Raw genomic sequence first — 22,615 nt, 5'->3', positions numbered from 1 at the left:
CTTCTCTTTCGCTGCGATTCAATGGGCTGGCCAGAGCATCAAATGCTCGACCACCGGTCCCAGCGCCAGGGCTGGCACGTAATTGAGCAGGCCCACCAGCAGCACGGTGCCTATCAGCAGCATCACAAACAGCGGACCGTGCGTGGGCATGGTGCCAGCCGTGGCCGGCAGGCGTTTCTTGGAGGCCAGCGCGCCGGCAATCGCCAGCACCGGCACGATGACGCCGAAACGGCCCAGCCACATCACCAAACCCAGCAGCGTGTTGTAGAAGGGCGTGTTGGCCGACAGGCCGGCAAAGGCGCTGCCGTTGTTATTGCCGGCCGAGGTCAGCGCATACAGGATTTCAGAAAAGCCATGCGCACCCGGGTTGGCGATGCCGGCCTTGCCCGCGCCGGCCAGTACCGCCACCGCCGTGCCAGCCAACACCAGGATGGGCGTGACCAGGATGGTGATCGAGACCAGCTTCATCTCGTGCGATTCGATCTTCTTGCCCAGGTATTCCGGCGTGCGGCCAATCATCAGGCCGGCAATGAACACCGCCAGGATGGCGAAGATCAGCATGCCGTAGAGGCCGGTGCCCACACCGCCGAACACCACCTCGCCCAGCTGCATCATCACCATGGGCACCATGCCGCCCAGCGGCGTGAAGGAGTCGTGCATGGCGTTGACCGCGCCGCATGACGCCGCCGTGGTGATGACCGCGAACAGGCTGGAGGCATCGATACCGAAGCGGGTTTCCTTGCCTTCCATATTGCCGCCGGCCTGCAGCGCGCTGGCCGCCTGGTCCACGCCCAGGGGCGACAACAGCGGGTTGCCGGCATGTTCGGCCGGCGTGATGGCCACCACCGCGACCACAAACAGCAGCGTCATCGCGGCCAGCACGGCCCAGCCCTGGCGCTGGTCGCCCACCGCGCGTCCAAACGCAAAGCACAGCGCCGCGGGGATCAGGAAGATGGACAGCATCTGGAAAAAATTGCTGAGCGCCGTCGGGTTCTCATAAGGGTGGGCCGAGTTGGCATTGAAGAAACCGCCGCCATTGGTGCCCAGCATCTTGATGGCCTCCTGCGAAGCGACCGGGCCCATGGCCAGGGTCTGCGTGCCGGTCTTGGCATCCTCCATCACGGGATTGCCCTTGTCGTCTTTCAAGGCCTGGCCGTCGGCGCCGTTCTTGGCCACCTGGTAGGACGTGGTCTCCAGCGTGGCCACCTCCTTGTAGCCGTCGAAGTTCTGGATCACGCCCTGCCCCACGAGGAAAATCGCGAATACCAGCGACAGCGGCAGCAGCAGCCAGGCCGTGATGCGCGTGACGTCCACCCAGAAGTTGCCGATCGCGCCCGTGGCACGCGCGGCAAAACCACGGAACAGCGCGAACACCACGGCGATGCCGGTGGCGGCCGAGAAAAAGTTCTGCACAGCCAGCACCAGCATCTGCGTGAGGTAACTCATGGTGGACTCGCCCGCATAAGCCTGCCAGTTGGTATTGGAGACAAAGCTGATGGCGGTGTTAAAGGCCGAGTCGGGCGCCACGGCCACCATGCCGGCCGGGTTCAGCGGCAGCCAGACCTGCAGGCGCTGCAAGGCGTAAACGGCCAGCACGCCCAGCGCATTAAAGGCCAGCAAAGCCAGCGCGTACTGCGACCATTTCATGTTGGTATCGGCGGAGGTGCCGGCCAGGCGGTACAGCGGCGCTTCGAGCTTGTGCATCCAGCCGGGAAGGCTGCCGGAATAAATGCGGGCCAGCCAGAGGCCCAGCGGCCAGGCGGTGAGCAACAGGGCGACCAGGAAAAAAGCCAGCAGGCCCCAGGACGAATTGCTCATCAGAACTCCTCGGCGCAGATCAGCGCATACACGAGGTAGGTGAGCAGCACGATGGCGCAGACGCCGCCAAAGCCGTACAAAACGTCAAGGGGGATCATGAACGGCCCCCTTCGGATTTTTCGAGCCTCTGGAAACCCCAGACCAGCAAGACCATCACACCCCAAAGGGCGGCGGCGCCGAGCATAAACGCAAGATCCATGACTTTCTCCAACTGACAACGATGGGGAAAGTTTCGGATCCGGCGTGTAAAAACGGGGATGAAAGACCGGTGGCCGGTATAAAGAAAGCGTAAAAACCGGCCGTAAAACAATGCCTGCGCGCCAGGCCTTAGCCCGCAAGCCAACGTATCGCGCTGCCAATCACCATATAAAGGCCAATGGCCAGCAAGCCCGCAAAGAACAGCCGCTTGAAGTTTTTCTCATTCAGCCGGCCGCGCAGCATCTGGCCCACCGCCATCCCCAGCAATGCCGCAGGCAAGGCCACCAGCCAGCTCCATCCGCCGGGCAAGGCCGCGGCCGAAAATGAGCCTTCGAGCGCCAGGCGCCCAAACAGCGCGACGGTGGAAACGGTGAAGGACAGGCCCAGCGCCTGCACCAGCTCATCCTTCCTCAGCGACAGGGCCTGCAGGTAAGGCACCGCCGGGAAGACAAAAACACCCGTGGCCGCCGTGATGGCACCGGTGATGAGCCCCGTGACGCCGGAACAAAGCGCCTCGCCACGGCGGGGCACAGCCAGCGGAGCGGCCGCCAGCCCCAGCAGGGCATAGGCCATCAAGGCCGCCCCCAGGCCCGCCGAGGCCACATTGGCATTGAGGGTGACGAGGCTCACGGGCGCCCACAGCGTGCCGGCCGCCACGCCAAGTTGCAAAGGCCAGAGCCGCCTGGCCAGCCGGCCCAGCGCAGCGCCGTCCCACATCTGCCAGGCATTCGTCAGAAACGAAGGCAGGATCAAAATCACCGCTGCCTGCGCGGGCGGCATCACGCCGGCCAGCAAGCCCATGGACAGCGTCGGCAGCCCCAGGCCGACCACGCCCTTGACCAGGCCGGCCAGCAGGAATACCGCGGCAACCACACCCATCAAAAGGGTTTCATGCCCCGAGCCCGTGAGATTGTTTATCCAGTTCATGCAGCCGAATTCTGCGCAGCGACGCGTTCACGCTCAAGCGGTAATATGCGTTGGCAGCCTTCGTTTTCTCCGAAGGCCAGGACCCAACACAGCGCCATGCCCGCCACCCTCCGCTTTGACCTTGTCGACCTGCGGCTCTTCCTGCACGTCATCGACACCGGCAGCATCACGGCCGGCAGCAAGCTCTCGCACCTCGCGCTGGCCTCGGCCAGCGCGCGCATACGCGGCATGGAGGGCGCTCTGGGCGTTCCGCTGCTGGAGCGCCTGCGCGCCGGCGTCAAGCCGACCAAGGCCGGCCTGGCCGTGGCCCACCATGCGCGCCTGGTGCTGCAGCAGATTGAACGCATGCACGGCGAGATAGCCGACTACGCCGGCGGGCTGGCGGGCCGGGTGCGCCTGCTGTCCAACACCGCCGCCATCACCGACTACCTGCCGCAGGCGCTCGCGGATTTCCTCAACACCCATCCGGCCATCGACGTCGACCTCGAAGAACGCCCCAGCCACGTGATCGTGTCGCAGCTGCTGGACCAGGTGGCCGACCTCGGCATCGTGGCCGACTCCGCGGATATTTCCAGCCTGGAGTCCCGGCCGTTCCGTCGCGACCAGCTGGTGCTGGTGGTCCCGCAGGGCAGCGGATTCGGCCGACAGCGACAGACCAGCTTCGCGCAGGCGCTGGCCCATGACTTTGTCGGCCTGGGCGAGGACAGCGCCCTGCAGCAGCACCTGGCCCTGCAGGCAGGGCGCCTGGGGCTGCGCATGCGAACCCGCATACGGCTGCGCAGTTTTGACGCCGTCTGCCGCATGGTGGAGGCCGGTGTCGGCGTGGCCGTGGTGCCGGCCGTCGCGGCCGAGCGCCATGCGGGCGCGGGCAAGCTGCGCCTGCTCAAGCTGTCCGACAGCTGGGCCGACCGCCAGCTTTTGATCTGCGCGCGCCGCTTTGAGCAACTGTCGATGCCGGCCATCAAGCTGGTGGAGGCGCTGTGCGCGCCTGTCCCCGCAGCCACCGCCAAAAAACCAAAGCGATAAAGTCATGCCCATGGACGCACAAGCCGATACCCACACCATCACCAGCCTGCCGCAACTGGAGGCGCTATTCGGCGCCGTCGGTGACGCCTCCCTCAAAAAAGAGGTGGACTATCTGCACCCGGCCTACCAGGCACTGATCCAGGCCTCGCCTTTCGCGGTGCTGGCCACGGCCGGGCCCGGTGGCCTGGACGCCTCACCGCGTGGAGACCCGCCGGGTTTTGTGGCGATCCAGGACGACAAAACCCTGCTGCTGCCGGAGCGCCGCGGCAACAACCGCATCGACAGCCTGCGCAACCTGCTGGCCGATCCGCGCGTGGCGCTGCTGTTCCTGGTGCCCGGCGCCGGCGAGACCCTGCGCGTGAACGGCCGAGCCAGCATCACGACGGCGCCCGACCTGCTGCAACGCTTTGCCATGGAAGGAAAGCCGCCGCACTGCGTCATCGTGATCAAGGTCGAGTCGGTGTTCTTCCAGTGCGCGCGGGCCATCCAGCGCTCAAAGCTCTGGCAGGCCGTGCCGCAAGGCCGGCCCGACGTGCCCACGCCCGGCGCCATGCTGCAGGCGCTGACGGCGGCGGCCATAGACGGCGACAAATACGACCGCGAACTGCCCGCGCGGCAGAAATCGACGCTGTACTGATGGCAAATCTCGCTCCTGACCTTCTGGCCCGCTCCTGGCAGCGCTGCGCGGGTGCACTTGCGCCGCAAGCCATCGCCGGCAGCGTGTTTGATGAGCTGGTCGCGCGCTACTCGGAGCCACATCGCAAGTACCACACCGTGCAGCACCTGGCGGAATGCCTTGCGCATTTCGAGGCCGTCCGCCACCTGGCCGAACGGCCCGGCGAAGTTGAAATCGCGCTCTGGTTCCATGACGCGATTTACGACACCCATCGCCATGACAACGAAAGGCGAAGCGCCGACTGGGCGCGCGAAGTACTGGAAGGCCACGGCGCGCCGCACGCCACCGTGGAGCGGGTGGACGCGTTGATCATGGCCACCTGCCACAGCGCGCTGCCGGTGTCGCCTGATGCGAAGCTGCTGGTGGATGTGGACCTGTCCATCCTGGGCGCCCTGCCGCCACGCTTTGCCGAATACGAAGAACAGATACGCCAGGAATACGCCTTCGTTCCCGAAGAGATCTTCCGCCAGAAGCGCGGGGAGATCCTTAGCGCCTTCCTGGGCCGGCCCTTTATTTACAGCACGCCGCATTTCCAGGCCGCGCTGGAAGCGCGCGCCCGCGACAACCTGCGCCTGGCCATCGCCGGCATCACGAGCTAGGGCCTGTGCGGGGAGCCAGACCCGCCCCCTCGCCCGCGAACACACTGGAGCGCAGCGCCTCCAGGTCCAGCACACGCAGGCCGCCGTATTCGATGCGGATAAAGCCCTGGGCCTGCAAGGCGTTGAGCGCTTCGTTCACGCGCTGGCGTGACAGGCCGACCAGGTAAGCCAGTTCCTGCTGCGTGATACGCAGGATTTCACCGACCCCCGGGTACAGCACCGGGTTGAACAGCGAGGCCAGGCTGCGCGCCACGCGGATGTCGGGGTTGTTCATGCGGTCGATTTCGCGCGCGGCGATGAACTGGCCCAGGCGCTCGTTGAGCTGGTTCATCACAAAGCGGTTAAAGCCGATGGAGTGGTCCAGCAGCCAGTGAAAGGTTTCCACCGGCAGCCCGGCCACCACGCTTTTGCGCAAGGCCTGGATGTTGTAACGGTAGGGCTCGCGCTTGAGCGCCGTGCCTTCGCCGAACCAGCCGCCGGGCGGCACGCCGGTAAAGGTCATGGTCATGCCTTGCTCGTTGTCGCTGCTCATCTTGAGCAGGCCTTCGACCACGCCGAACCAGTAGGTCACCGGCTTGCCCACCCGGCACACATAGTCGCCCGGCGCGGCGTCGCCCACCTGCAGCCCCGCCAACGCGCGCGCGCGTTCATCCGGCAGCAGCAGGGGCAGCCAGGGAATGCCGCGCAATTCGTCCGGCGTGGGCGTCCTGCGGCGTTGGTGAAGGGGTGACTCAGTGGCCATGCTCGCAATGTTCAAGCAGAAACAGGGGTGGCGGATCAGGGAAAGTCCGGGGCGGGCGCAACCCTTGGATTGTCGTCGCGCAGACAGTTGGCCTTCTTTCCAAAGCATAGCATCGGCCCCGCGGAGACAGGCCACCAAGAGCCTGAAACAAGCCCGCCGAGAGCCCACAACGACCAGGAGACGCCCCCATGACAGCCCCTTCCATCCCTTCCATCACCTCGAAAATCGATTCGCCGCCGGCCCGCACCCGCCTGACGCGCCGCCGCATGCTGGGCGCGCTCGCCGCCGTACCGGCCGCGCTCTACGGCCCGGCACACGCGCAGGACAACAGCGGCCCGGTGCGCATCGCGCAATCCATCGCGCTGAGCGGGCCGCTGGGTGAACTGGGCCAGGCCATGCACCAGGGCGCCAAAGCCTGCTTTGCCGGCATCAACGCCAAAGGCGGCGTGAACGGCCGGCTGATCGAGCTCACAACGGCCGACGACGGCTACGACGTCAAACGCGCGCTGGGCAACGTCAAAGGCTTTATCGACGACAAGAGCAATTTCGCGCTCTTCAACTGCATGGGCACGCCCATGATCGAAGCCATGCTGCCGCAGGTGATGGAGTCGGGCATGCCCTTCTTCGCGCCGTTCTCGGGCGCGCTGTCGGCGCGCCCGGCCAACGCGCGCAATGTGTTCAACATACGCGCGAGTTACGCCGACGAGGCCGAGCAGCTGGTGCAGCACCTGGCGACCATAGGCATACGGCGCATCGCCATCGCCTACCAGAACAACTCCTTCGGCAAGGAGGTCTTCGACGCCACCCAGCGCTCCATGGCCAAACACAAGCTGGAAGCGACCGCCATCGTCACCGTGGAAAACAACGCTTCGGATGCCGGCGCGGCGGCGGTCAAGATAGCGGCGTCCAGCCCGGAGGCCGTGCTGGTGGGCCTGGCCGGCAAGCCGACCATCGAGTTCGTCAAAGCGATACGCGCGCAGCGCAAGGGGCTGTCGCTTTACGCGCTGTCCATCATGGGCGCGGCCGCGACGCTCAAGGCCATGGGCGACGACGCCACCGGCATCGCGGTATCGCAGGTGGTGCCGCTGCCGGGCAACACGGTGGTGCCCATGGTGCGCGAATTCCAGCAGGCCTGGAAGGCCGCCGGGGTTGGGCTGGAGCCTTCGCACCTGGCGCTGGAGGGCTACATCAATGCCCGCGTGTTCGCCGAAGCGCTGCGCCGCGCCGGCAAGAACCCGACACGCGCCGCCTTCATCGACAGCACCTGGAACTTGAAGCGCTACGACCTGGGCGGCTTCGAGGTCAGCTTCAGCGATTCGGCCCGAAACGCCTCGCGATTCGTGGAACTGACCATGGTTTCGCGCGACGGGCGCTTTATCCGATAAACCGGGCGGACCCCGGGCACACCCCAGTAGGACTTACCCGGAAATTGTCGTCGCAATGACACCGTAGCGTCAAAGCTGGTCCTACCATTCGACCCATACCAGCGGTTTTTCCCGAAAAAAACGCACATAACGGAGACAAGAAGCGAATGCAGACCACGTTCCCACGATTGCTGCTCAAACATGCGTCCGAGCGCCCCGGCGCCGCCGCCATGCGCGAAAAAGAGTACGGCATCTGGCAGGCGCACAGCTGGGCCGGCATGGCGCAGCTGGTCGAGCACATCGCCTGCGGCCTGCACCAGCTGGGCCTGCGGCGCGGCGAGCACATGGTCATCATCGGCGCCAACCGGCCGCGGCTGTACGCCACCATGCTGGCCGCGCAGGCGCTGGGCGCCATTCCGATCCCGCTCTACCAGGACGCCGTGGGCGCCGAATGCATCTTCCCCATCAACAATGCCGACGTGCGCTTCGCGCTGGTGGAAGACCAGGAGCAGGTCGACAAGCTGCTCGAGATCCGCAGCCAGTGCCCGCAACTGGACCAGATCGTTTATGACGACCCGCGCGGCCTGCGCAACTATGCCGAGGCCGGCCTGCAGTCGCTCGATGCGCTGCTGGACACGGGCCGCGGCTTTTCCGCCGGCCAACCAAATTTCTTCAGGGCCGAAGTCGAAAAAGCGAAGCCGGACGACGTGGCCGCGATGTTTTTCACCTCGGGCACCACGGGCAACCCCAAGGGCGTGGTCCACACACACAACACCCTGCTGGACCGCGCCAAGGCCGGCGCCGATTTCGACAAACTCACCTCCGGCGAGGAAGTGCTGGCCTACCTGCCGCCCGCCTGGGTCGGCCAGAACATCTTCAGCTATGCCCAGTGGCTGGCCTGCGGCTACGTCGTCAACTGCCCCGAAAGCGCCAGCACGGTGACCATAGACCTGAAGGAAGTCGGCCCGACCTATTACTTTGCGCCGCCGCGGATCTTCGAAAGCCTGCTGACCACCGTGATGATCCGCATGGAAGACGCGGGCCGCCTCAAGCGCGGCATGTTCAACTATTTCATGGAGGTGGCCAAACGCGCCGGCCCGGCCCTGATGGACGGCAAACCTGTAGTCGCCATGGACCGGTTGCTGTATGCGCTGGGCAGCGTGATGGTCTACGGCCCGCTGCGCAACACCCTGGGTTTTTCGCGCGTGCGCGTGGCGTATACCGCCGGCGAGGCCATAGGTCCCGACCTTTTCACCTTTTACCGCTCCATCGGCATCAACCTCAAACAGCTGTATGGCTCGACAGAGACCGCCGTGTTTGTCTGCCTGCAGCCGGACAACGAGGCGCGCGCCGACACGGTAGGGGTGCCGATCAGCGGCGTGCAAATCAAGGTGGCCGAGAACGGCGAGATCCTCGTCAAGTCCGCCGGCCTGCTCAAGGAATATTACAAAAACCCCACGGCGACGGCCGAGGTGCTGAGTGCCGACGGCTGGTATCACACCAGCGACGCGGGCTTTATCGACGCCGGCGGCCACCTCAAGATCATCGACCGCGTCAAGGACGTGGGCCGCATCAAGGGCGGCGCCAACGACGGCGCGATGTTCGCGCCCAAGTATGTGGAGAACAAGCTCAAGTTCTTCCCGCACATCAAGGAAGTCGTGGCCTACGGCGACGGCCGCGACCAGGTCTGCGTGATGCTCAACATCGACTTCGACGCCGTCGGCAACTGGGCCGAGCGCCGCAACCTGCCCTATGCCGGCTACACCGACCTGGCGCAGAAGCCCGAGGTCTACCAGCTCATCCAGGAATGCGTCGAGAAAGTCAACGCCGACCTCAGCGTGGACGCCCTGCTGGCCGGTTCGCAGATCAGCCGCTTCCTGGTGCTGCACAAGGAACTGGACGCCGACGACGGCGAGCTCACCCGGACCAACAAGGTGCGGCGCGGCTTCATCGCCGAAAAATACCAGCCGCTGATCGACGCGCTCTACGGCGGAAAAACCGAGCAGTTCATCGAAACCGTCGTGAAATTCGAAGACGGCCGCAGCGGCAGCGTGAGCGCGACGCTGAAGATCAGCGACGCCCAGACTTTTGCACCTGTGAAAGCGGCCGCCTGATGTCTAAAAAAATCGGTGACGTCATTCTTGACGTCAAGAACATCACCCTCAATTTCGGCGGCGTCAAGGCCCTGTCGGACATCTCCTTCAATGTCAAAGAGCACGAGATCCGCGCCATCATCGGCCCCAACGGCGCCGGCAAAAGCTCCATGCTCAACTGCATCAACGGCGTCTATGCGCCGCAGCAGGGCTCCATCACCTTCCGCGGCCAAACCTTCAAGCACATGAACAGCCACCAGGTGGCGGTGATGGGCGTGGCGCGCACCTTCCAGAACCTGGCGCTGTTCAAGGGCATGAGCGTGCTCGACAACATCATGTCGGGCCGCAACCTGAAGATCAAAAGCAATCTGCTGCTGCAGGCGCTGCGCATAGGCCCGGCCGAAAAAGAAGAAATCATGCACCGCGAGGCGGTTGAAAAAATCATCGACTTCCTGGAAATCCAGGCCTACCGCAAGACGCCCGTCGGCCAGCTCCCCTACGGCCTGCAAAAACGCGTGGACCTGGGCCGCGCCCTGGCCATGGAGCCGCAGGTGCTGCTGCTCGACGAACCCATGGCCGGCATGAACGTCGAGGAAAAACAGGACATGTGCCGCTTTGTACTCGACGTCAACGACGAGTTCGGGACCACCGTGGTATTGATCGAGCACGACATGGGCGTGGTGATGGACATCTCCGACCGCGTGGTGGTGCTCGACTACGGCAAAAAAATCGGCGACGGCACCCCCGACGAAGTACGCAACAACGAAGACGTGATCCGGGCTTACCTCGGCACCAGTCATTAAAGCGGCAGGATTAAAAAGATGGCTTTCTTCTTGGAAACTTTGCTTGGCGGCCTGATGGCCGGCATGCTGTATTCGCTGGTGGCGCTGGGCTTTGTGCTGATCTTCAAGGCTTCCGGCGTCTTCAATTTCGCGCAGGGCGCGATGGTGCTGTTTGCCGCCTTGGCCATGGCGCGCTTTTCGGAATGGATTCCGCGGTGGACAGGCATCAACAGCCTGCTGCTGGCCAACGTCGCGGCCTTTGTGATCGCCGGCGCCATCATGTTTGTGGTGGCCTGGGTCATAGAGCGCCTGGTGCTGCGCCACCTGGTCAACCAGGACGGCGCCACCCTGCTGATGGCCACGCTGGGCATCACCTACTTCATGGAAGGCCTGGGCCAGGCCATGTTCGGCAGCGATATCTACAAGATAGACATCGGCATGCCCAAAGACCCGGTCTTTGTGCTGGAGTCGGTTTACCAGGGTGGCGTGCTGATCAACAAGGAAGACGTGATCGCAGCCGCCATTGCCGCCGCGCTGGTGGCCGCGCTCAGCATCTTCTTCCAGAAGACCGCCACCGGGCGCGCCCTGCGCGCCGTGGCCGACGACCACCAGGCCGCGCAATCCATAGGCATACCGCTCAACCGCATCTGGGTCATCGTCTGGTGCGTGGCCGGTGTGGTGGCGCTGGTGGCCGGGATGATCTGGGGCAGCAAGCTGGGTGTTCAGTTCTCGTTGACCACCGTGGCCCTGCGCGCCTTGCCGGTGGTGATCCTGGGCGGCCTCACCTCGGTGCCCGGAGCCATCATCGGCGGGCTGATCATAGGCGTGGGCGAGAAGCTCTCCGAGGTCTACCTGGGCCCCTTTGTGGGCGGCGGCATAGAGATCTGGTTCTCGTATGTACTGGCGCTGGTGTTTTTGCTGTTCAGGCCACAGGGCCTGTTCGGTGAAAAAATCATCGATCGCGTCTAGATATGAAGCCCCCACGCTTTTCACTTCGCCTTCGGCTCCGTGTAATGCGCTGCCCCCCGGGGGGGCCGCTGCGCCTGCGGCCCGGCAAAGCCGGTTCCGCGGCCCCTGCTGAATGGGGCGCACCCGTACGCAAAACTTCGTTTATCTCGATCTAACACCGGTTCACCTTTATGTTCTACAGAGAAAACGGCCAGTTCAAGACCAGCTATCGCGCCGACCAGCAGATATTTCCGATCGCGCAGGATCGCATCGTCATGCTGGCCCTGCTGGCCGTCGCCTTCATCGCCGTGCCCGCCATGGCCAGCGACTACCTGTTCCGCGCCATCCTCATGCCTTTTGTGATCATGTCGCTGGCGGCGCTGGGCGTGAATATCCTGGCCGGCTACTGCGGCCAGATCTCGTTGGGCTCGGGGGCCTTCATGGCGGTGGGTGCTTACGGCGCCTACAACTTTTTCGCCCGTATCCCCGGCATGCCGCTGATCGTCACCTTGATTTTGGGCGGCCTGTGCGCCACGGTATTCGGCATCCTTTTCGGCCTGCCCAGCCTGCGCGTCAAGGGCCTGTACCTGGCCGTGGCCACGCTGGCGGCGCAGTTCTTCGCGGACTGGATGTTTTTGCGCATCAAGTGGTTCACGCTGGACAACGCCTCAGGCTCGGTGGCCGTGTCCAACCTGCAGGTCTTCGGCCTGCCGCTGGAAAGTGATGTGAGCAAGTACCTGTTCTGCCTCAGCGTGCTGTGTGTGTTGAGCCTTGCGGCCAAGAACCTCGTGCGCGGCGCCATAGGCCGCGAGTGGATGGCCATACGCGACATGGACGTGGCGGCCGCCGTGATCGGCATACGCCCCATGTACGCCAAGCTCAGTGCCTTCGCGGTCAGCTCCTTCATCATCGGCGTGGCCGGCGCACTCTGGGCATTCTTCTACCTGGGTGCCTGGGAGCCGGGCGCCTTCTCGGTGGACCTGTCCTTCAAGCTGCTGTTCATGGTGATCATCGGCGGCATGGGATCCATCATGGGCAGCTTCTTCGGCGCCGCCTTCATCGTGATCCTGCCGATCGCGCTCAGCCGCTTGCTGCCGCTGCTGGCCTCCATGGCCGGTGTCGAGATCACCACCACAGCCGCCTCGCATGCCGAGCTGATGGTCTTCGGCGGCCTGATCGTATGGTTCCTGATTGTCGAGCCGCACGGGCTGGCCAAGCTCTGGTCCACCGCCAAGCAAAAGCTGCGCCTATGGCCCTTCCCCCATTGAGAGAGCCGCACGTGCACGCACCAAGCCGCCCCATATGCTCGCTAGTCCCGATGCGCCGGCCGGCTCCGCAATGTTTACTGACAACGTCGTTCCTTTAACACCCACAGGAGAAGTTCATGAAGATTCGCCAACTCGTTCTAGCCGCGGCCGTCGTGGCCACCAGTGCCACCGCGCTGCTCGGCGGTACGGCCTTCGCCCAGGCCAAGCAGCAGTACATGCCGGTGCTGTCCTACCGCACCGGCCCGTATGCGCCTAACGGCACGCCTATCGCCAACGGCATCGTCGACTACTACAGGCTCACCAACGCGCGCGGCGGCATCAATGGCGTGAAACTTCTGGTCGAGGAGTGCGAAACCGGCTACGACACCGCGCGCAGCGTGGAGTGCTATGAGCGCCTCAAGGGCAACAACGGCGGCGCCGCCGTGATCCAGCCCTGGTCGACAGGCGCCACCTTCGCCATCACGGAAAAAGCCCCGACCGACAAGATCCCGCTGGTGACCCTGGGCTATGGCCGCAGCGAAAGCGCCGATGGCACGGTGTTCAAATGGAATTTCCCGCTGGCAGGCAACTACTGGGTGGCCGGCGACGTGATCATCCAGGCCATCGGCAAGAAGGAAGGCGGGCTCGACAAGCTCAAGGGCAAGAAGATCGCGCTGGTCTACCACGACAGCCCCTTCGGCAAGGAGTCGCTGCCCATCCTGCAGGAGCGTGCCAGGGCGCACGGCTTCCAGCTGATCGAGCTGCCGGTGACGGCCCCCGGCGTGGAACAAAAGGCCACCTGGCTGCAGGTGCGCCAGTCGCGCCCCGACTACACCATCTTGTGGGGCTTCGGCGTGATGAACTCCACCGCGCTCAAGGAAGCCCAGGCCACCGGCTACCCGCGCGAGAAGATGTACGGCGTGTGGTGGTCGGGCGCCGAACCCGATGTGCGCGACGTGGGTGACGGCGCCAAGGGCTACAACGCCGTGGCACTGCAAAACAGCTCGGACTTCGACGCCAAGGTGGTCAAGGAAACCCTGAGCAGCCTGCACGCCAAGGGCCAGGGCACAGGCCCCAAGGAAGAGGTAGGCCAGGTACTGTGGCTGCGCGGCGCCATGAGCGCCATGCTCACCGTCGAAGGCATACGCGCCGCCCAGGAGCGCTTCGGCAAAGGCAAGGTCATGACCGGCGAGCAGGTGCGCTGGGGTCTGGAGAACCTGAACCTCACCCAGGCCAAGCTGGATGCACTGGGCTTCAGCGGCGTGCTGCGCCCCATCAGCACTTCCTGCCAGGACCACATGGGCGCCACCTGGGCTCGCATATCGACCTGGGACGGCAAGGCCTGGAAGATCAGCAGCGACTGGATGCAGGGTGACGAGCAGATCATCAAGCCCATGGTCAAGGCCAACGCCGCCAAGTACGCCGCCGAGAAGAAGCTGGCGCCGCGCACCCCGGCCGACTGCCAGTCTTGAGCGGCGTAGCCGCTCAGCTGGCTTTGCCAGGTACTGACGGCACCCGCCCCAACCCCTCCCGCCAGGCGGGAGGGGCGCGGCTCTCGCGAGCCGCCAGCCTTGAGGGCTGCCCTTACCGGCAGCCCTCAAGATTGGTCAGGAAAAAATATGGACACACCTAACATCATTCTCAACGTCAACGGCATCGAGGTCATCTACAACCATGTGATCCTGGTGCTCAAAGGCGTTTCCCTGCAGGTGCCGCAAGGAAAAATCGTCGCCATCCTGGGCGGCAACGGCGCGGGAAAAACCACAACCCTGCGCGCCGTCTCCAACCTGCTGCAGGGCGAGCGCGGCGCGGTCACCAAGGGCTCCATCGAGCTGCGCGGCGAGCGCATCGAGAACCTCTCGCCGGCCGACCTGGTGCAGCGCGGCGTGGTGCAGGTGATGGAAGGGCGCCACTGCTTCGCCCACCTGACCATCGAAGAAAACCTGCTGACCGGTGCCTACACGCGCAGCAGCAAGGCCGAAGTGGCCGCCAACCTCGAGAAAGTCTACAACTACTTTCCGCGCCTGAAAACCCGGAGTACTTCGCAGGCGGCTTATACGTCGGGCGGCGAGCAGCAGATGTGCGCCATCGGCCGGGCCCTGATGGCCAGCCCGTCCATGGTGCTGCTGGACGAGCCCTCCATGGGCCTGGCGCCGCAGATCGTCGAGGAGGTCTTCAACATCGTGAAAGACCTGAACCAGAAGGAGCAGGTCACCTTCCTGCTGGCCGAGCAGAACACCAATATGGCGCTGAAGTACGCCGACTACGGCTACATCATGGAAAGCGGCCGCGTGGTGATGGACGGCGCGGCCGCCGACCTGGCCAACAACGAGGACGTGAAAGAGTTCTACCTTGGCGTGGGCGGCGGCGAGCGCAAGAGTTTCAAGGACGTCAAGAGCTACAAGCGCCGCAAGCGTTGGCTGGCCTGAGGGGGATAGGGACATGAGCAATTTCTTCGACACCCTGGAACACCGGCCGCATGCCAGCCGCGAGGCCGCCCAGCTGGCCGCGCTGCCGCAGCAGATCGCGCACGCGCAGTCGCACGCGCCGGCTTTTGCCGGCATCCTCAAAGGCGTGAGCGGCGCGGCCGTCAGCTCGCGCGCCGCGCTGGCGCGCCTGCCCGTCACGCGCAAGTACGAATTGCTCGAGCGCCAGCAGGCTTCGCGCGAGGCGGGCGGCGACCCCTTCGGCGGCTTCAGCGCGCTGCGCTATGGCGCCGCGATGCCGCGCGTGTTCGCCAGCCCCGGCACGATTTACGAACCCGACAGCACGCGCAAGGACTACTGGCGCATGGCGCGCGCGCTGCACGCCGCCGGCTTCAGGCCCGGGCAGCTGGTGCACAACTGCTTCAGCTACCACTTCGTGCCCGCCGGCACCATGATGGAAAGCGGCGCCCATGCGCTGGGCTGCACGGTGTTTCCGGGCGGCACCGGGCAGACCGAGCAGCAGGTGCAGGCCATGGCCGAGCTCAAGCCCGCCGGTTATGTCGGCACGCCCAGCTTCCTCAAAATCATTGTCGACAAGGCCGCCGAGATGAAGGTGGGGCTGCCCAGCGTGACCCGAGCCATGGTCTCGGGCGAGGCCTGCCCGCCCAGCCTGCGCGACTGGTTCGCCGAGCACGGCATCGCCGCCTACCAGTGCTATGCCTCGGCCGACCTCGGGCTGATCGCCTATGAAACCGAGGCCCGCGAAGGCCTGGTACTGGACGAAGGCGTGATCGTGGAAATCGTGCGCCCCGGCACCGGCGACCCGGTCGCCGAAGGCGAGGTCGGCGAGCTCGTGGTCACCACGCTGAACCCCGACTACCCGCTGATCCGCTTCGGCACCGGCGACCTCTCGGCCGTGCTGCCGGGCCACTGCCCGAGCGGGCGCACCAACACGCGCATCAAAGGCTGGATGGGCCGGGCCGACCAGACCGTCAAGGTGCGCGGCATGTTTGTGCACCCGGGCCAGGTCGCCGACATCGCGAAACGTTTTCCTGAAGTGCTCAAGGCCAGGCTGGTGGTCAGCGGCGAAATGGCCAACGACAGCATGCACTTCCAGGCTGAGGCCTCATCCACCCCCGACGGATTGGACCAGCGCATAGGGGAAGCCATACGCGATGTCACCAAGCTGCGCGGCACGGTGCAGCTGGTCGCGCCCGGCAGTCTCCCCAACGACGGAAAGGTTATTGAGGACGCTCGGAGTTACAAGTAAAAGTAGCCTGAAAGGCCGCATAAACAGTGCTTCCTAACGGTTCTTGACGTTTCCTTAAACCCGGAAAGACGGGTTCATAAAGGGGATAGCCCTTACGTAGTTCCCGCGATGTTTACGCCGTAAGGGGACCGTAAACTTGGCGCGTTCAATACTAGGAGACGCTCATGAAACGCCTGTTAATCCTCGCCGCCGCCGCGACGGCCATGTTTGCCGCCCACGCGCAAGCCCCCGCCTTCCCCGGCTCCAAACCCATCAGCCTTGTGGTGCCCTTCGCGGCCGGCGGCCCCACAGACCGCGTCGCGCGCGACCTCGCTGAAGCCATGCGCAAAGCCATGGGCGGCAGCGCCAACTTCGTTGTTGAAAACGTCAACGGCGCCGGCGGCACCATAGGCGCGGCCAAGGTGGCGCGCGCCACCCCTGACGGCCACACCCTGCTGGTACACCACATCGGCATGGCCGCCGCGACGGGCCTGTACCGCAAGCTGCCTTACAAGGTGCCCGAGGATTTTGAGTTCCTCGGCATGGTCAACGAAGTGCCCATGACAATCATCGGCAAGCCGCAGCTGGCCGCCAACAACTACCGCGACTTCGAGAACTACATCCGCGCCAATTCCGGCAAGCTCAACATCGCCCACGCCGGCCTGGGCTCGGCTTCGCACCTGTGCGGCCTGATGTGGCAGGCGGCCATCAACGCCAAAGACGCGATGACCACCATCCCCTTCGGCGGCACCGCCCCGGCCATGAATGCGCTGGTCGGCGGCCAGGTCGACATGATGTGCGACCAGACCACCAACACCACCGGCCAGATCGAAGCCGGCCGCGTCAAGGCCTTTGCCGTGACCACCGCCAAGCCGCTGTCGAACAACAAGCTGCTCAAAGACTACCCGACGCTGCAGGACATGGGCCTCAAGGGCTTCGACCTGACCGTCTGGCACGGCCTCTACGCACCCAAGGGCACGCCCCCGGCCGTGCTGACCCAGCTCAACAACGCACTCAAAGCGGCCCTGAAAGATCCCGAATTCATCAAGAAGCAGGAAGGCCTGGGCGCCGTGGTGGTGACCGACAACCGCGGCGACCCCGCCGCCCACAAGGCGTTTGTGGTCGGCCAGATCGCCAAGCTCAAGCCCGTGATCGAAGCCGCCGGCAAGTTTGCCGACTGATCCATTCCCCGTTTTGATTGCCAAGCCGCCCGGTTCGCGCCGGGCGGCTTTTTTTATGGCGGCTGGGTTGAAACCCTCTTGAAGCACCCGCTTGCGCACGCTATCTTCAAGTGACCCCCGGCCGCGTGCCGGCCATCCCCTGGAGCCTCTCTTGAACAACAACAGCAAACCCTTTCTTTCCCGTCGCTCCGGCGCTTTCCTGGCCACCGCGCTGGCCGCCCTCACCACCTTCATGGCCACGCCCTCGGCCTGGGCCCAAAGCGCCAGCTGGCCCGCCAGGCCCGTCAAAATCGTCGTGCCCTTCGCGCCCGGCGGCACCACCGACATCCTGGCCCGCGCCATGGCGCCTGAACTCTCCAAAGCCTTCGGCCAGCCTTTTGTCGTCGAGAACCGCGCCGGCGCCGGTGGCAACATAGGCGCCGACGTGGTCGCCAAGTCCACGCCCGACGGCTACACCCTGCTGATGGGCACCGTCGGCACACACGGCATCAACAAATCGCTGTATTCGAAAATGGCCTACGACCCACAAAAAGACTTCGCGCCCATCACGCTGGTCGCGGGCGTTCCCAACGTCATGGTCGTCAACACCGAAAAAGCCAAGGCCGCCGGCATCAACAACGTCACCGACTTCATACGCGCCGCCAAAGCAAAACCCGGCACCTTCAACATGGCCTCCAGCGGCAACGGCACCTCCATTCACCTGGCCGGCGAGCTGTTCAAGACCATGAGCGGCACCTATATGACGCATTTCCCCTACAGCGGCTCCGGCCCCGCGCTACTCGCTTTGGTGGGCGGCGACATGGACGTCATGTTCGACAACCTGCCCTCTTCCATGCAGCTCATCAAGTCCGGCAAACTCAAAGCCTTGGCCGTCACCAGCTCAGAACGCTCAGCCGCCCTGCCCGACGTGCCCACCATAGAACAAGCCGGCGGCCCGGCCCTAAAAGGCTATGACGCCAGCTCCTGGTTCGGCCTGCTCGCACCCACCGGCACATCGCCCGACATCGTGAACCGCATCCAGCAGGAAGCCGCCAAGGCGCTGGGCACGCCGACGATGAAGGAGAAACTGCTCGCGCAAGGCGCGATCCCCGGCGGGAATACGCCGGCACAGTTCACGGCCTTTATCAATGCCGAGCACAAGAAGTGGGCGCAGGTGGTGAAGGCTTCTGGGGCGAAGGTGGATTAAGTTCATTTTTTTGGAACGATAAATAGTGAATTTTCAACAGATCGGCGAGTATCTGGTTGCAACCCGTATCACAGGGCCAACACACAACATGCTGCAATTGCAGTTGTCGTCTGATCCAAATAGCTCGCCTGGCGTCGAGGTACTTCCCGGAGTTGGTCCAAACCAAGGTGCGCTGAATTCACAAGAGGTGTTGCGCCAGGTGATCGCCGGCGTGGAAGCAGCCAACATAGAGTTCAAATGCGACTATCGCGTGGGCAGGGTTCGGTTTGTAGAAAACGATTCCAGGCCTGAGTCTGTTTACAAAGAACTAGCGGCATTCATAGTCGGGCAGGTTGTGCATGGCTAGCCCGCGCTCCATCCATTGCGTCGCACGTTAGGCCACACATGCCCAGCACGAGCCCATTGCAAATTGCCGAAGAGCTCTTCGTCTCGTATCAAGGCCCAGGGACAGAGGCTGCGCGAATCGGCGAAGCGGCTTCTCATGTGCTTCTGCAAGGACGAACACCCGATGCCCTGTCCGCCGCTGAAACGCGTTGCCTCCTAAGAGCCTATAACTGGGCGTCCCGGCACGAGGATGGCTTTGACCTTGCCAAACGCGCATTCCAACGGTGGGGCGACGAATTCTTGCTAGACCTGCGCCACGCGCTATACATCACGTCCTACTGGCCCAAAGGCGCCTACGCCGCTCGCGCCGATGAACTGATACGCGAAGGGATAGGCCCTGCAAGTTATTGGTACATGTCAAAGGCTGATTGGTGGGTGACTGAAGCCACCGGCGAGCATGACAGCGAACTAGAGTGGTACCCGGGCGACGAAATCGTTGATCAAGCGGCATTGGATCAAGCCGCGATTGAGCTCGATGCCGCAATCAAGTTCTCTTCTCCGAGTTCCAAACTTCCTGATGCCAGCTGGAAGGAGCGGTATGCACCACTCCTGGAGCAGCCTCGCTTCAGCCGATTCCTGCCAGAGGCGGGTGCTCTCTAACGTTAGACCGCACATGTTGCCGAAGCACGTGCTTGAGTTCCTCAATCGTGGCGACAGCGTCGCCGCCGAGGTTCTGGTTGAACCGAGCGGTACGCGATGCTTTGTGCGCATTCGGCCTGTAGCGAAGCCTGGCGTTCCTCGCGACGAAAGAAGGTACCTGAACTCGACGTGGTCCCTTTGGGAGTATTGGGATTTCGAGTTCCGTCGCTTCACGCTTCAAGAGGGGTGGGCAGGGGATGAATGGAACTACGATCGCTACATCGTGAGCGATGCGCGCCGAACGACATACGACCCGGCTTCCTTTCAGTTGCTCCTAGCTGAATGGATTCCCGATGCAGCACTCCTTCAGCACATCTCGGAATCGCCATGTCCGGAGTGATGAGGTTTAACCGGTTGGTATGACCACAATGCATACTTCGAGGATGAACGGAACTACACCGTCGCTTCTGACCACCCATTCAGAGCGAGTTTTCACGATTGATCACTTTCTTACCGCGGCGGACTGTGCCGACTTGATTGCTTTGGCTGATGCGCATGGATTCGAGTCGGCGGGTGTGCGCACTGCCGAGGGCCAGCGATCCATGCCCATGGTGCGTAACAACGAGCGCACATTGTTTGAATCGCCTCACTGGGTGCAGCGCTTGTGGGAAGGCCTGGCGGCGGCTGCGCTGCCGACGCTCGAAGGACAGAAGGCTGTAGGCCTGCCCAAGGACCTCCGCTTCTACAAGTATTCGCCGGGGCAGCGCTTCAAGATGCACAAGGACGGCCCGTGGATGGAGGGCGGCCTCACCAGTCGGCTGACTTTCCTGGTCTACCTCAACGAAAACTTCATCGGTGGTGAAACCGATTTCCGGGACTTCAAAATCCTGCCCCGGACCGGCCGCGCCCTGCTTTTTATCCACGATACCTGGCACGAGGGCGCTACCGTCGAGCAAGGAACAAAGTACGTTCTGCGTTCTGATGTTCTTTATGGGGTCGCGCCTTAGTGGTGCGGCGTCCAGGGCCTCACTTTTTCTCGCATCGCCGACACAGACCAAGGACCGTGGCGCCTTGCAGATAAACTCCCACGAACAAAAGGGAGGATCGTCATGAACACCAAAGCAGCACGTCGCCGTGCAGGCTACTTTTCGGCTATCTGCGTCTTGGCCGCCGTACTTCAGCTCAGCAGCCTGCCGGTCTTTGCGCAGGCGGCCGCACCAGCCAATGCCCAGATCACTTCGCGCCTGGACCAAGTTACCAAGATGCTCGCCGGCGCTGCATCCCGCGATGCCAATGCGGTATGGGATGCGAAGACGGAGATTGAAGAGCTGCCCTACCCGGCTCGCGGCGACCGCAAGCTCGCGCGGCGGCTGAACACCACGGCGCTGGAAAAGTTCAAGGCTGACCAGATGGCCGATTCGGCGGCCGATTTTGAAAAGGCGCGGCGGGCCGATCCCTCGGACCAGGAGATCGCCAACAACTACGGCTACATGCTGTACCGCGCGGGCAAGCTGACCGAGGCGGAAGCGCAGCTGCGCTACACGCTGGCGCTGGCGCCGGCACGGGCTGCGGCCTGGGCCAACCTGGCAGAGGTGTTTGGGGCGCAGGGGCAGGTGCAGCGCTCGGCGGATGCGTTTGTGGTGTCGCATCGCTTTTCACGCAACCCGGACACGACGCGCCAGTACATTGAAAAATTTGCCGCCTCCACGACGGACTCGGCGGGCCTGAAGCAGGGCGCGGCGCAGGCGCTTTCACGGCTGTTCCCCACTGCGGGTGCAAATGGCGCCGCGGCGGCTGCCGCGCAGCCGCTGGCCGGCACGGCGGCTGAACGCAATGTGGCTGCGCAGACGGAAATGGCTGCGGCGGCAGGCGCTGCTGCGGCAACCCCCGCTGCGGTCCGCGCGCCCGCCGCTACCGATGCGGTCAAAGCGGCGCCGGTGTCGCTGGCGAACCCATTTGCGCGGCTGCTGTCGCAGCTGCCGAACCCTGAAGTCGCGGCGCTGTTCCAGGCGGCTTCCAAGGGTAACGCCGGCACGCGTGAAGAGCTGCTGCGCCTGGCCAATGGCGGCAATGCCCGCGCGCAGCACGCCGTGGCGATGCTTTACAACAACGGGATGGGCGTAGAGGTGAACCACGAGCTGGCCAATACCTGGTACCGCAAGTCGGCGGACGCGGGTTTTGTGCTGGCGCAGGCCAGCCTCGCGTGGAACCAGCACAACGGCATCGGCACGGCGGTCGACCCCGCGCTGGCCTTTGAGAACTACCGGCGCGCCGCAGAGCAGGGCCACCCCTATGCGATGAACAATGTGGCGGTGATGTATTACCGGGGCCAGGGCACGCGGCCAGACGTGAAAGCCTCGTTTGACTGGTTTATGCGGGCGGCGGAAGCGGGCCTGGCGCGCGGCGCGCACAACGTGGCCTCGCAGCTGGAAAACGGCAACGGCCAGCCGGCGGATCCGCGCAAGGCCTTTGCCTATTACCTGTCGGCGGCGACGTCGGGGTTTGCGCAGTCGCAGTACAAGGTGGGCCACGCCTATGAATACGGATGGGGCGGCACGCAAGACAAGGCTGCTGCTGCCGAGTGGTACAAAAAAGCGGCGCTGCAGGGCCTTGAGCCGGCGAAGGATGCCTTGAAGCGGCTGGGCGTGACTGACTTTTAAAGCACCGGCCGCGGATCACAGGATCCCAAGTCGCCTTTTCGAGCAAAAAGAAAAAGCCCTGTCACCAGGGCTTTTTTTATGGATGGCGGACGCGCTTACGGTAGTCAGACGCCCCAGACCACCTCATGCCCGGACTTGAGGTTGCGCTGCAGCATGTCGATAAAAGGCACGGCGCGCTGGCGCAGGCCCAGGCCGTCGCCGGGGACGACGCCGTCTTCGGCATTGGCGTCATGGGCTTCCTCGTGCGCGATGGCGGCCTGCAGGGCGGCGATGGCGGCGGGCATCTGTTCGGGCAGGATGATGCCCTTGGGGGCGGGGTCTTTGCCGATGATTTCGAGGACCTTGCGGCCGTTGGCTTCGAGCATGATCACATCGCCGGCGTCTTTGGATTTGAATTTGTAAAGCATGGAGAACTCCTCAAGTTGGACAGACAGGCCATTATGGAAAGTTTTGATCCTCATGTATGTAGGCAGGTTCCACCTGTTGCCGCCTCGGGGTTTTCCGGCCGCGGCTGCAGGGCCGGCCGCGCG

The 22,615-nt window shown here is 64.0% G+C and carries 23 protein-coding genes; 18 read left to right on the top strand and 5 right to left on the bottom strand.

All coding sequences use genetic code 11. The annotated features are described in order from the left end of the window. Positions 1-18: 18 nt before the first annotated feature. The 3 genes from kdpA to AC1D1F_RS04130 all read right to left on the bottom strand — a co-directional run bounded on the left by kdpA (position 19) and on the right by AC1D1F_RS04130 (position 2,943). The gene (kdpA, locus tag AC1D1F_RS04140) at positions 19-1,818 is read right to left on the bottom strand and encodes a potassium-transporting ATPase subunit KdpA (protein ID WP_477674891.1); all 1,800 of its coding nucleotides are present in this window, start codon (positions 1,816-1,818) and stop codon (positions 19-21) included. Then, entirely contained in the window at positions 1,818-1,916 is a 99-nt protein-coding gene (locus tag AC1D1F_RS04135) for a potassium-transporting ATPase subunit F (protein ID WP_436156902.1), read from the bottom strand. Before AC1D1F_RS04135 ends, kdpA begins: the two co-directional genes overlap by 1 nt. Before the next feature lie 229 nt (positions 1,917-2,145). Then, complete coding sequence (locus tag AC1D1F_RS04130) at positions 2,146-2,943, bottom strand: sulfite exporter TauE/SafE family protein (RefSeq protein ID WP_477674890.1); 798 nt, start codon at positions 2,941-2,943, stop codon at positions 2,146-2,148. A 96-nt stretch (positions 2,944-3,039) separates the two neighbouring features. Between AC1D1F_RS04130 and AC1D1F_RS04125 the strand changes: the two genes are divergently transcribed. Genes AC1D1F_RS04125 through AC1D1F_RS04115 form a run of 3 tightly spaced genes read left to right on the top strand, consistent with a single transcriptional unit; the run spans position 3,040 to position 5,244 of the window. Beyond that, positions 3,040-3,969: a LysR substrate-binding domain-containing protein gene (locus AC1D1F_RS04125; RefSeq protein WP_477674889.1), complete on the top strand. Its 930-nt coding sequence runs from the start codon at positions 3,040-3,042 to the stop codon at positions 3,967-3,969. Positions 3,970-3,973: 4 nt separating this feature from the next. Next, positions 3,974-4,606, top strand: coding sequence for a pyridoxamine 5'-phosphate oxidase family protein (locus AC1D1F_RS04120; protein ID WP_477700659.1), 633 nt, complete (start codon positions 3,974-3,976; stop codon positions 4,604-4,606). Next, positions 4,606-5,244, top strand: a complete 639-nt coding sequence (locus AC1D1F_RS04115; RefSeq protein ID WP_477674887.1) for an HD domain-containing protein — start codon at positions 4,606-4,608, stop codon at positions 5,242-5,244. The genes AC1D1F_RS04120 and AC1D1F_RS04115 overlap by 1 nt, the downstream gene beginning before the upstream one ends. On the opposite strand, the gene AC1D1F_RS04110 is transcribed toward AC1D1F_RS04115, so the two are convergent. Beyond that, on the bottom strand, positions 5,234-5,986 hold the full coding sequence (locus AC1D1F_RS04110) for a Crp/Fnr family transcriptional regulator (protein WP_477674886.1): 753 nt from the start codon (positions 5,984-5,986) through the stop codon (positions 5,234-5,236). The genes AC1D1F_RS04115 and AC1D1F_RS04110 overlap by 11 nt on opposite strands. Positions 5,987-6,174: 188 nt before the next feature. On the opposite strand from AC1D1F_RS04110, the gene AC1D1F_RS04105 reads away from it, so the two are divergent. The 15 genes from AC1D1F_RS04105 to AC1D1F_RS04035 all read left to right on the top strand — a co-directional run bounded on the left by AC1D1F_RS04105 (position 6,175) and on the right by AC1D1F_RS04035 (position 22,085). After that, positions 6,175-7,371: an ABC transporter substrate-binding protein gene (locus AC1D1F_RS04105; RefSeq protein ID WP_477674885.1), complete on the top strand. Its 1,197-nt coding sequence runs from the start codon at positions 6,175-6,177 to the stop codon at positions 7,369-7,371. A gap of 146 nt (positions 7,372-7,517) precedes the next feature. After that, on the top strand, positions 7,518-9,464 hold the full coding sequence (locus AC1D1F_RS04100; RefSeq protein ID WP_477674884.1) for an AMP-dependent synthetase/ligase: 1,947 nt from the start codon (positions 7,518-7,520) through the stop codon (positions 9,462-9,464). Then, positions 9,461-10,246 (top strand): ABC transporter ATP-binding protein, encoded by a 786-nt coding sequence (locus AC1D1F_RS04095; RefSeq protein ID WP_477674902.1) that lies wholly within the window; start codon positions 9,461-9,463, stop codon positions 10,244-10,246. The genes AC1D1F_RS04100 and AC1D1F_RS04095 overlap by 4 nt, the downstream gene beginning before the upstream one ends. Before the next feature lie 18 nt (positions 10,247-10,264). Continuing rightward, positions 10,265-11,194, top strand: a complete 930-nt coding sequence (locus AC1D1F_RS04090; RefSeq protein ID WP_477674883.1) for a branched-chain amino acid ABC transporter permease — start codon at positions 10,265-10,267, stop codon at positions 11,192-11,194. A gap of 170 nt (positions 11,195-11,364) precedes the next feature. After that, complete coding sequence (locus tag AC1D1F_RS04085) at positions 11,365-12,441, top strand: branched-chain amino acid ABC transporter permease (RefSeq protein WP_477653800.1); 1,077 nt, start codon at positions 11,365-11,367, stop codon at positions 12,439-12,441. A 116-nt stretch (positions 12,442-12,557) separates the two neighbouring features. Next, positions 12,558-13,892: an ABC transporter substrate-binding protein gene (locus tag AC1D1F_RS04080; RefSeq protein ID WP_477674882.1), complete on the top strand. Its 1,335-nt coding sequence runs from the start codon at positions 12,558-12,560 to the stop codon at positions 13,890-13,892. Between the two features lie 147 nt (positions 13,893-14,039). Continuing rightward, complete coding sequence (locus tag AC1D1F_RS04075; protein ID WP_477674881.1) at positions 14,040-14,849, top strand: ABC transporter ATP-binding protein; 810 nt, start codon at positions 14,040-14,042, stop codon at positions 14,847-14,849. Positions 14,850-14,862: 13 nt separating this feature from the next. Then, entirely contained in the window at positions 14,863-16,116 is a 1,254-nt protein-coding gene (locus tag AC1D1F_RS04070; protein ID WP_477674880.1) for a phenylacetate--CoA ligase family protein, read from the top strand. Between the two features lie 164 nt (positions 16,117-16,280). Continuing rightward, positions 16,281-17,276, top strand: a complete 996-nt coding sequence (locus tag AC1D1F_RS04065) for a tripartite tricarboxylate transporter substrate-binding protein (protein WP_477696101.1) — start codon at positions 16,281-16,283, stop codon at positions 17,274-17,276. 232 nt (positions 17,277-17,508) lie between these two features. Next, a complete protein-coding gene (locus AC1D1F_RS04060) occupies positions 17,509-18,462 on the top strand; it encodes a Bug family tripartite tricarboxylate transporter substrate binding protein (protein WP_477674901.1) in 954 nt (317 codons plus the stop codon). Positions 18,463-18,487: 25 nt separating this feature from the next. After that, complete coding sequence (locus AC1D1F_RS04055; protein ID WP_477674878.1) at positions 18,488-18,808, top strand: hypothetical protein; 321 nt, start codon at positions 18,488-18,490, stop codon at positions 18,806-18,808. A 38-nt stretch (positions 18,809-18,846) separates the two neighbouring features. Next, the gene (locus AC1D1F_RS04050) at positions 18,847-19,446 is read left to right on the top strand and encodes a hypothetical protein (RefSeq protein WP_477674877.1); all 600 of its coding nucleotides are present in this window, start codon (positions 18,847-18,849) and stop codon (positions 19,444-19,446) included. Between the two features lie 13 nt (positions 19,447-19,459). Then, entirely contained in the window at positions 19,460-19,825 is a 366-nt protein-coding gene (locus AC1D1F_RS04045) for a hypothetical protein (RefSeq protein WP_477674876.1), read from the top strand. Between the two features lie 43 nt (positions 19,826-19,868). Further along, positions 19,869-20,432, top strand: a complete 564-nt coding sequence (locus AC1D1F_RS04040; protein WP_477674875.1) for a 2OG-Fe(II) oxygenase — start codon at positions 19,869-19,871, stop codon at positions 20,430-20,432. A gap of 102 nt (positions 20,433-20,534) precedes the next feature. Then, entirely contained in the window at positions 20,535-22,085 is a 1,551-nt protein-coding gene (locus tag AC1D1F_RS04035) for a tetratricopeptide repeat protein (protein WP_477674874.1), read from the top strand. 104 nt (positions 22,086-22,189) lie between these two features. Here the strand turns inward: AC1D1F_RS04035 and AC1D1F_RS04030 are convergent, their stop codons facing one another. Beyond that, complete coding sequence (locus AC1D1F_RS04030) at positions 22,190-22,492, bottom strand: DUF1840 domain-containing protein (protein ID WP_436156923.1); 303 nt, start codon at positions 22,490-22,492, stop codon at positions 22,190-22,192. Positions 22,493-22,615: the final 123 nt, after the last annotated feature.

It is taken from the genome of Polaromonas sp. P1_H6 (assembly GCF_056405195.1).
Note: the sequence above shows the minus strand (reverse complement) of the source record. Positions and strands in the feature narration are given on the sequence as shown.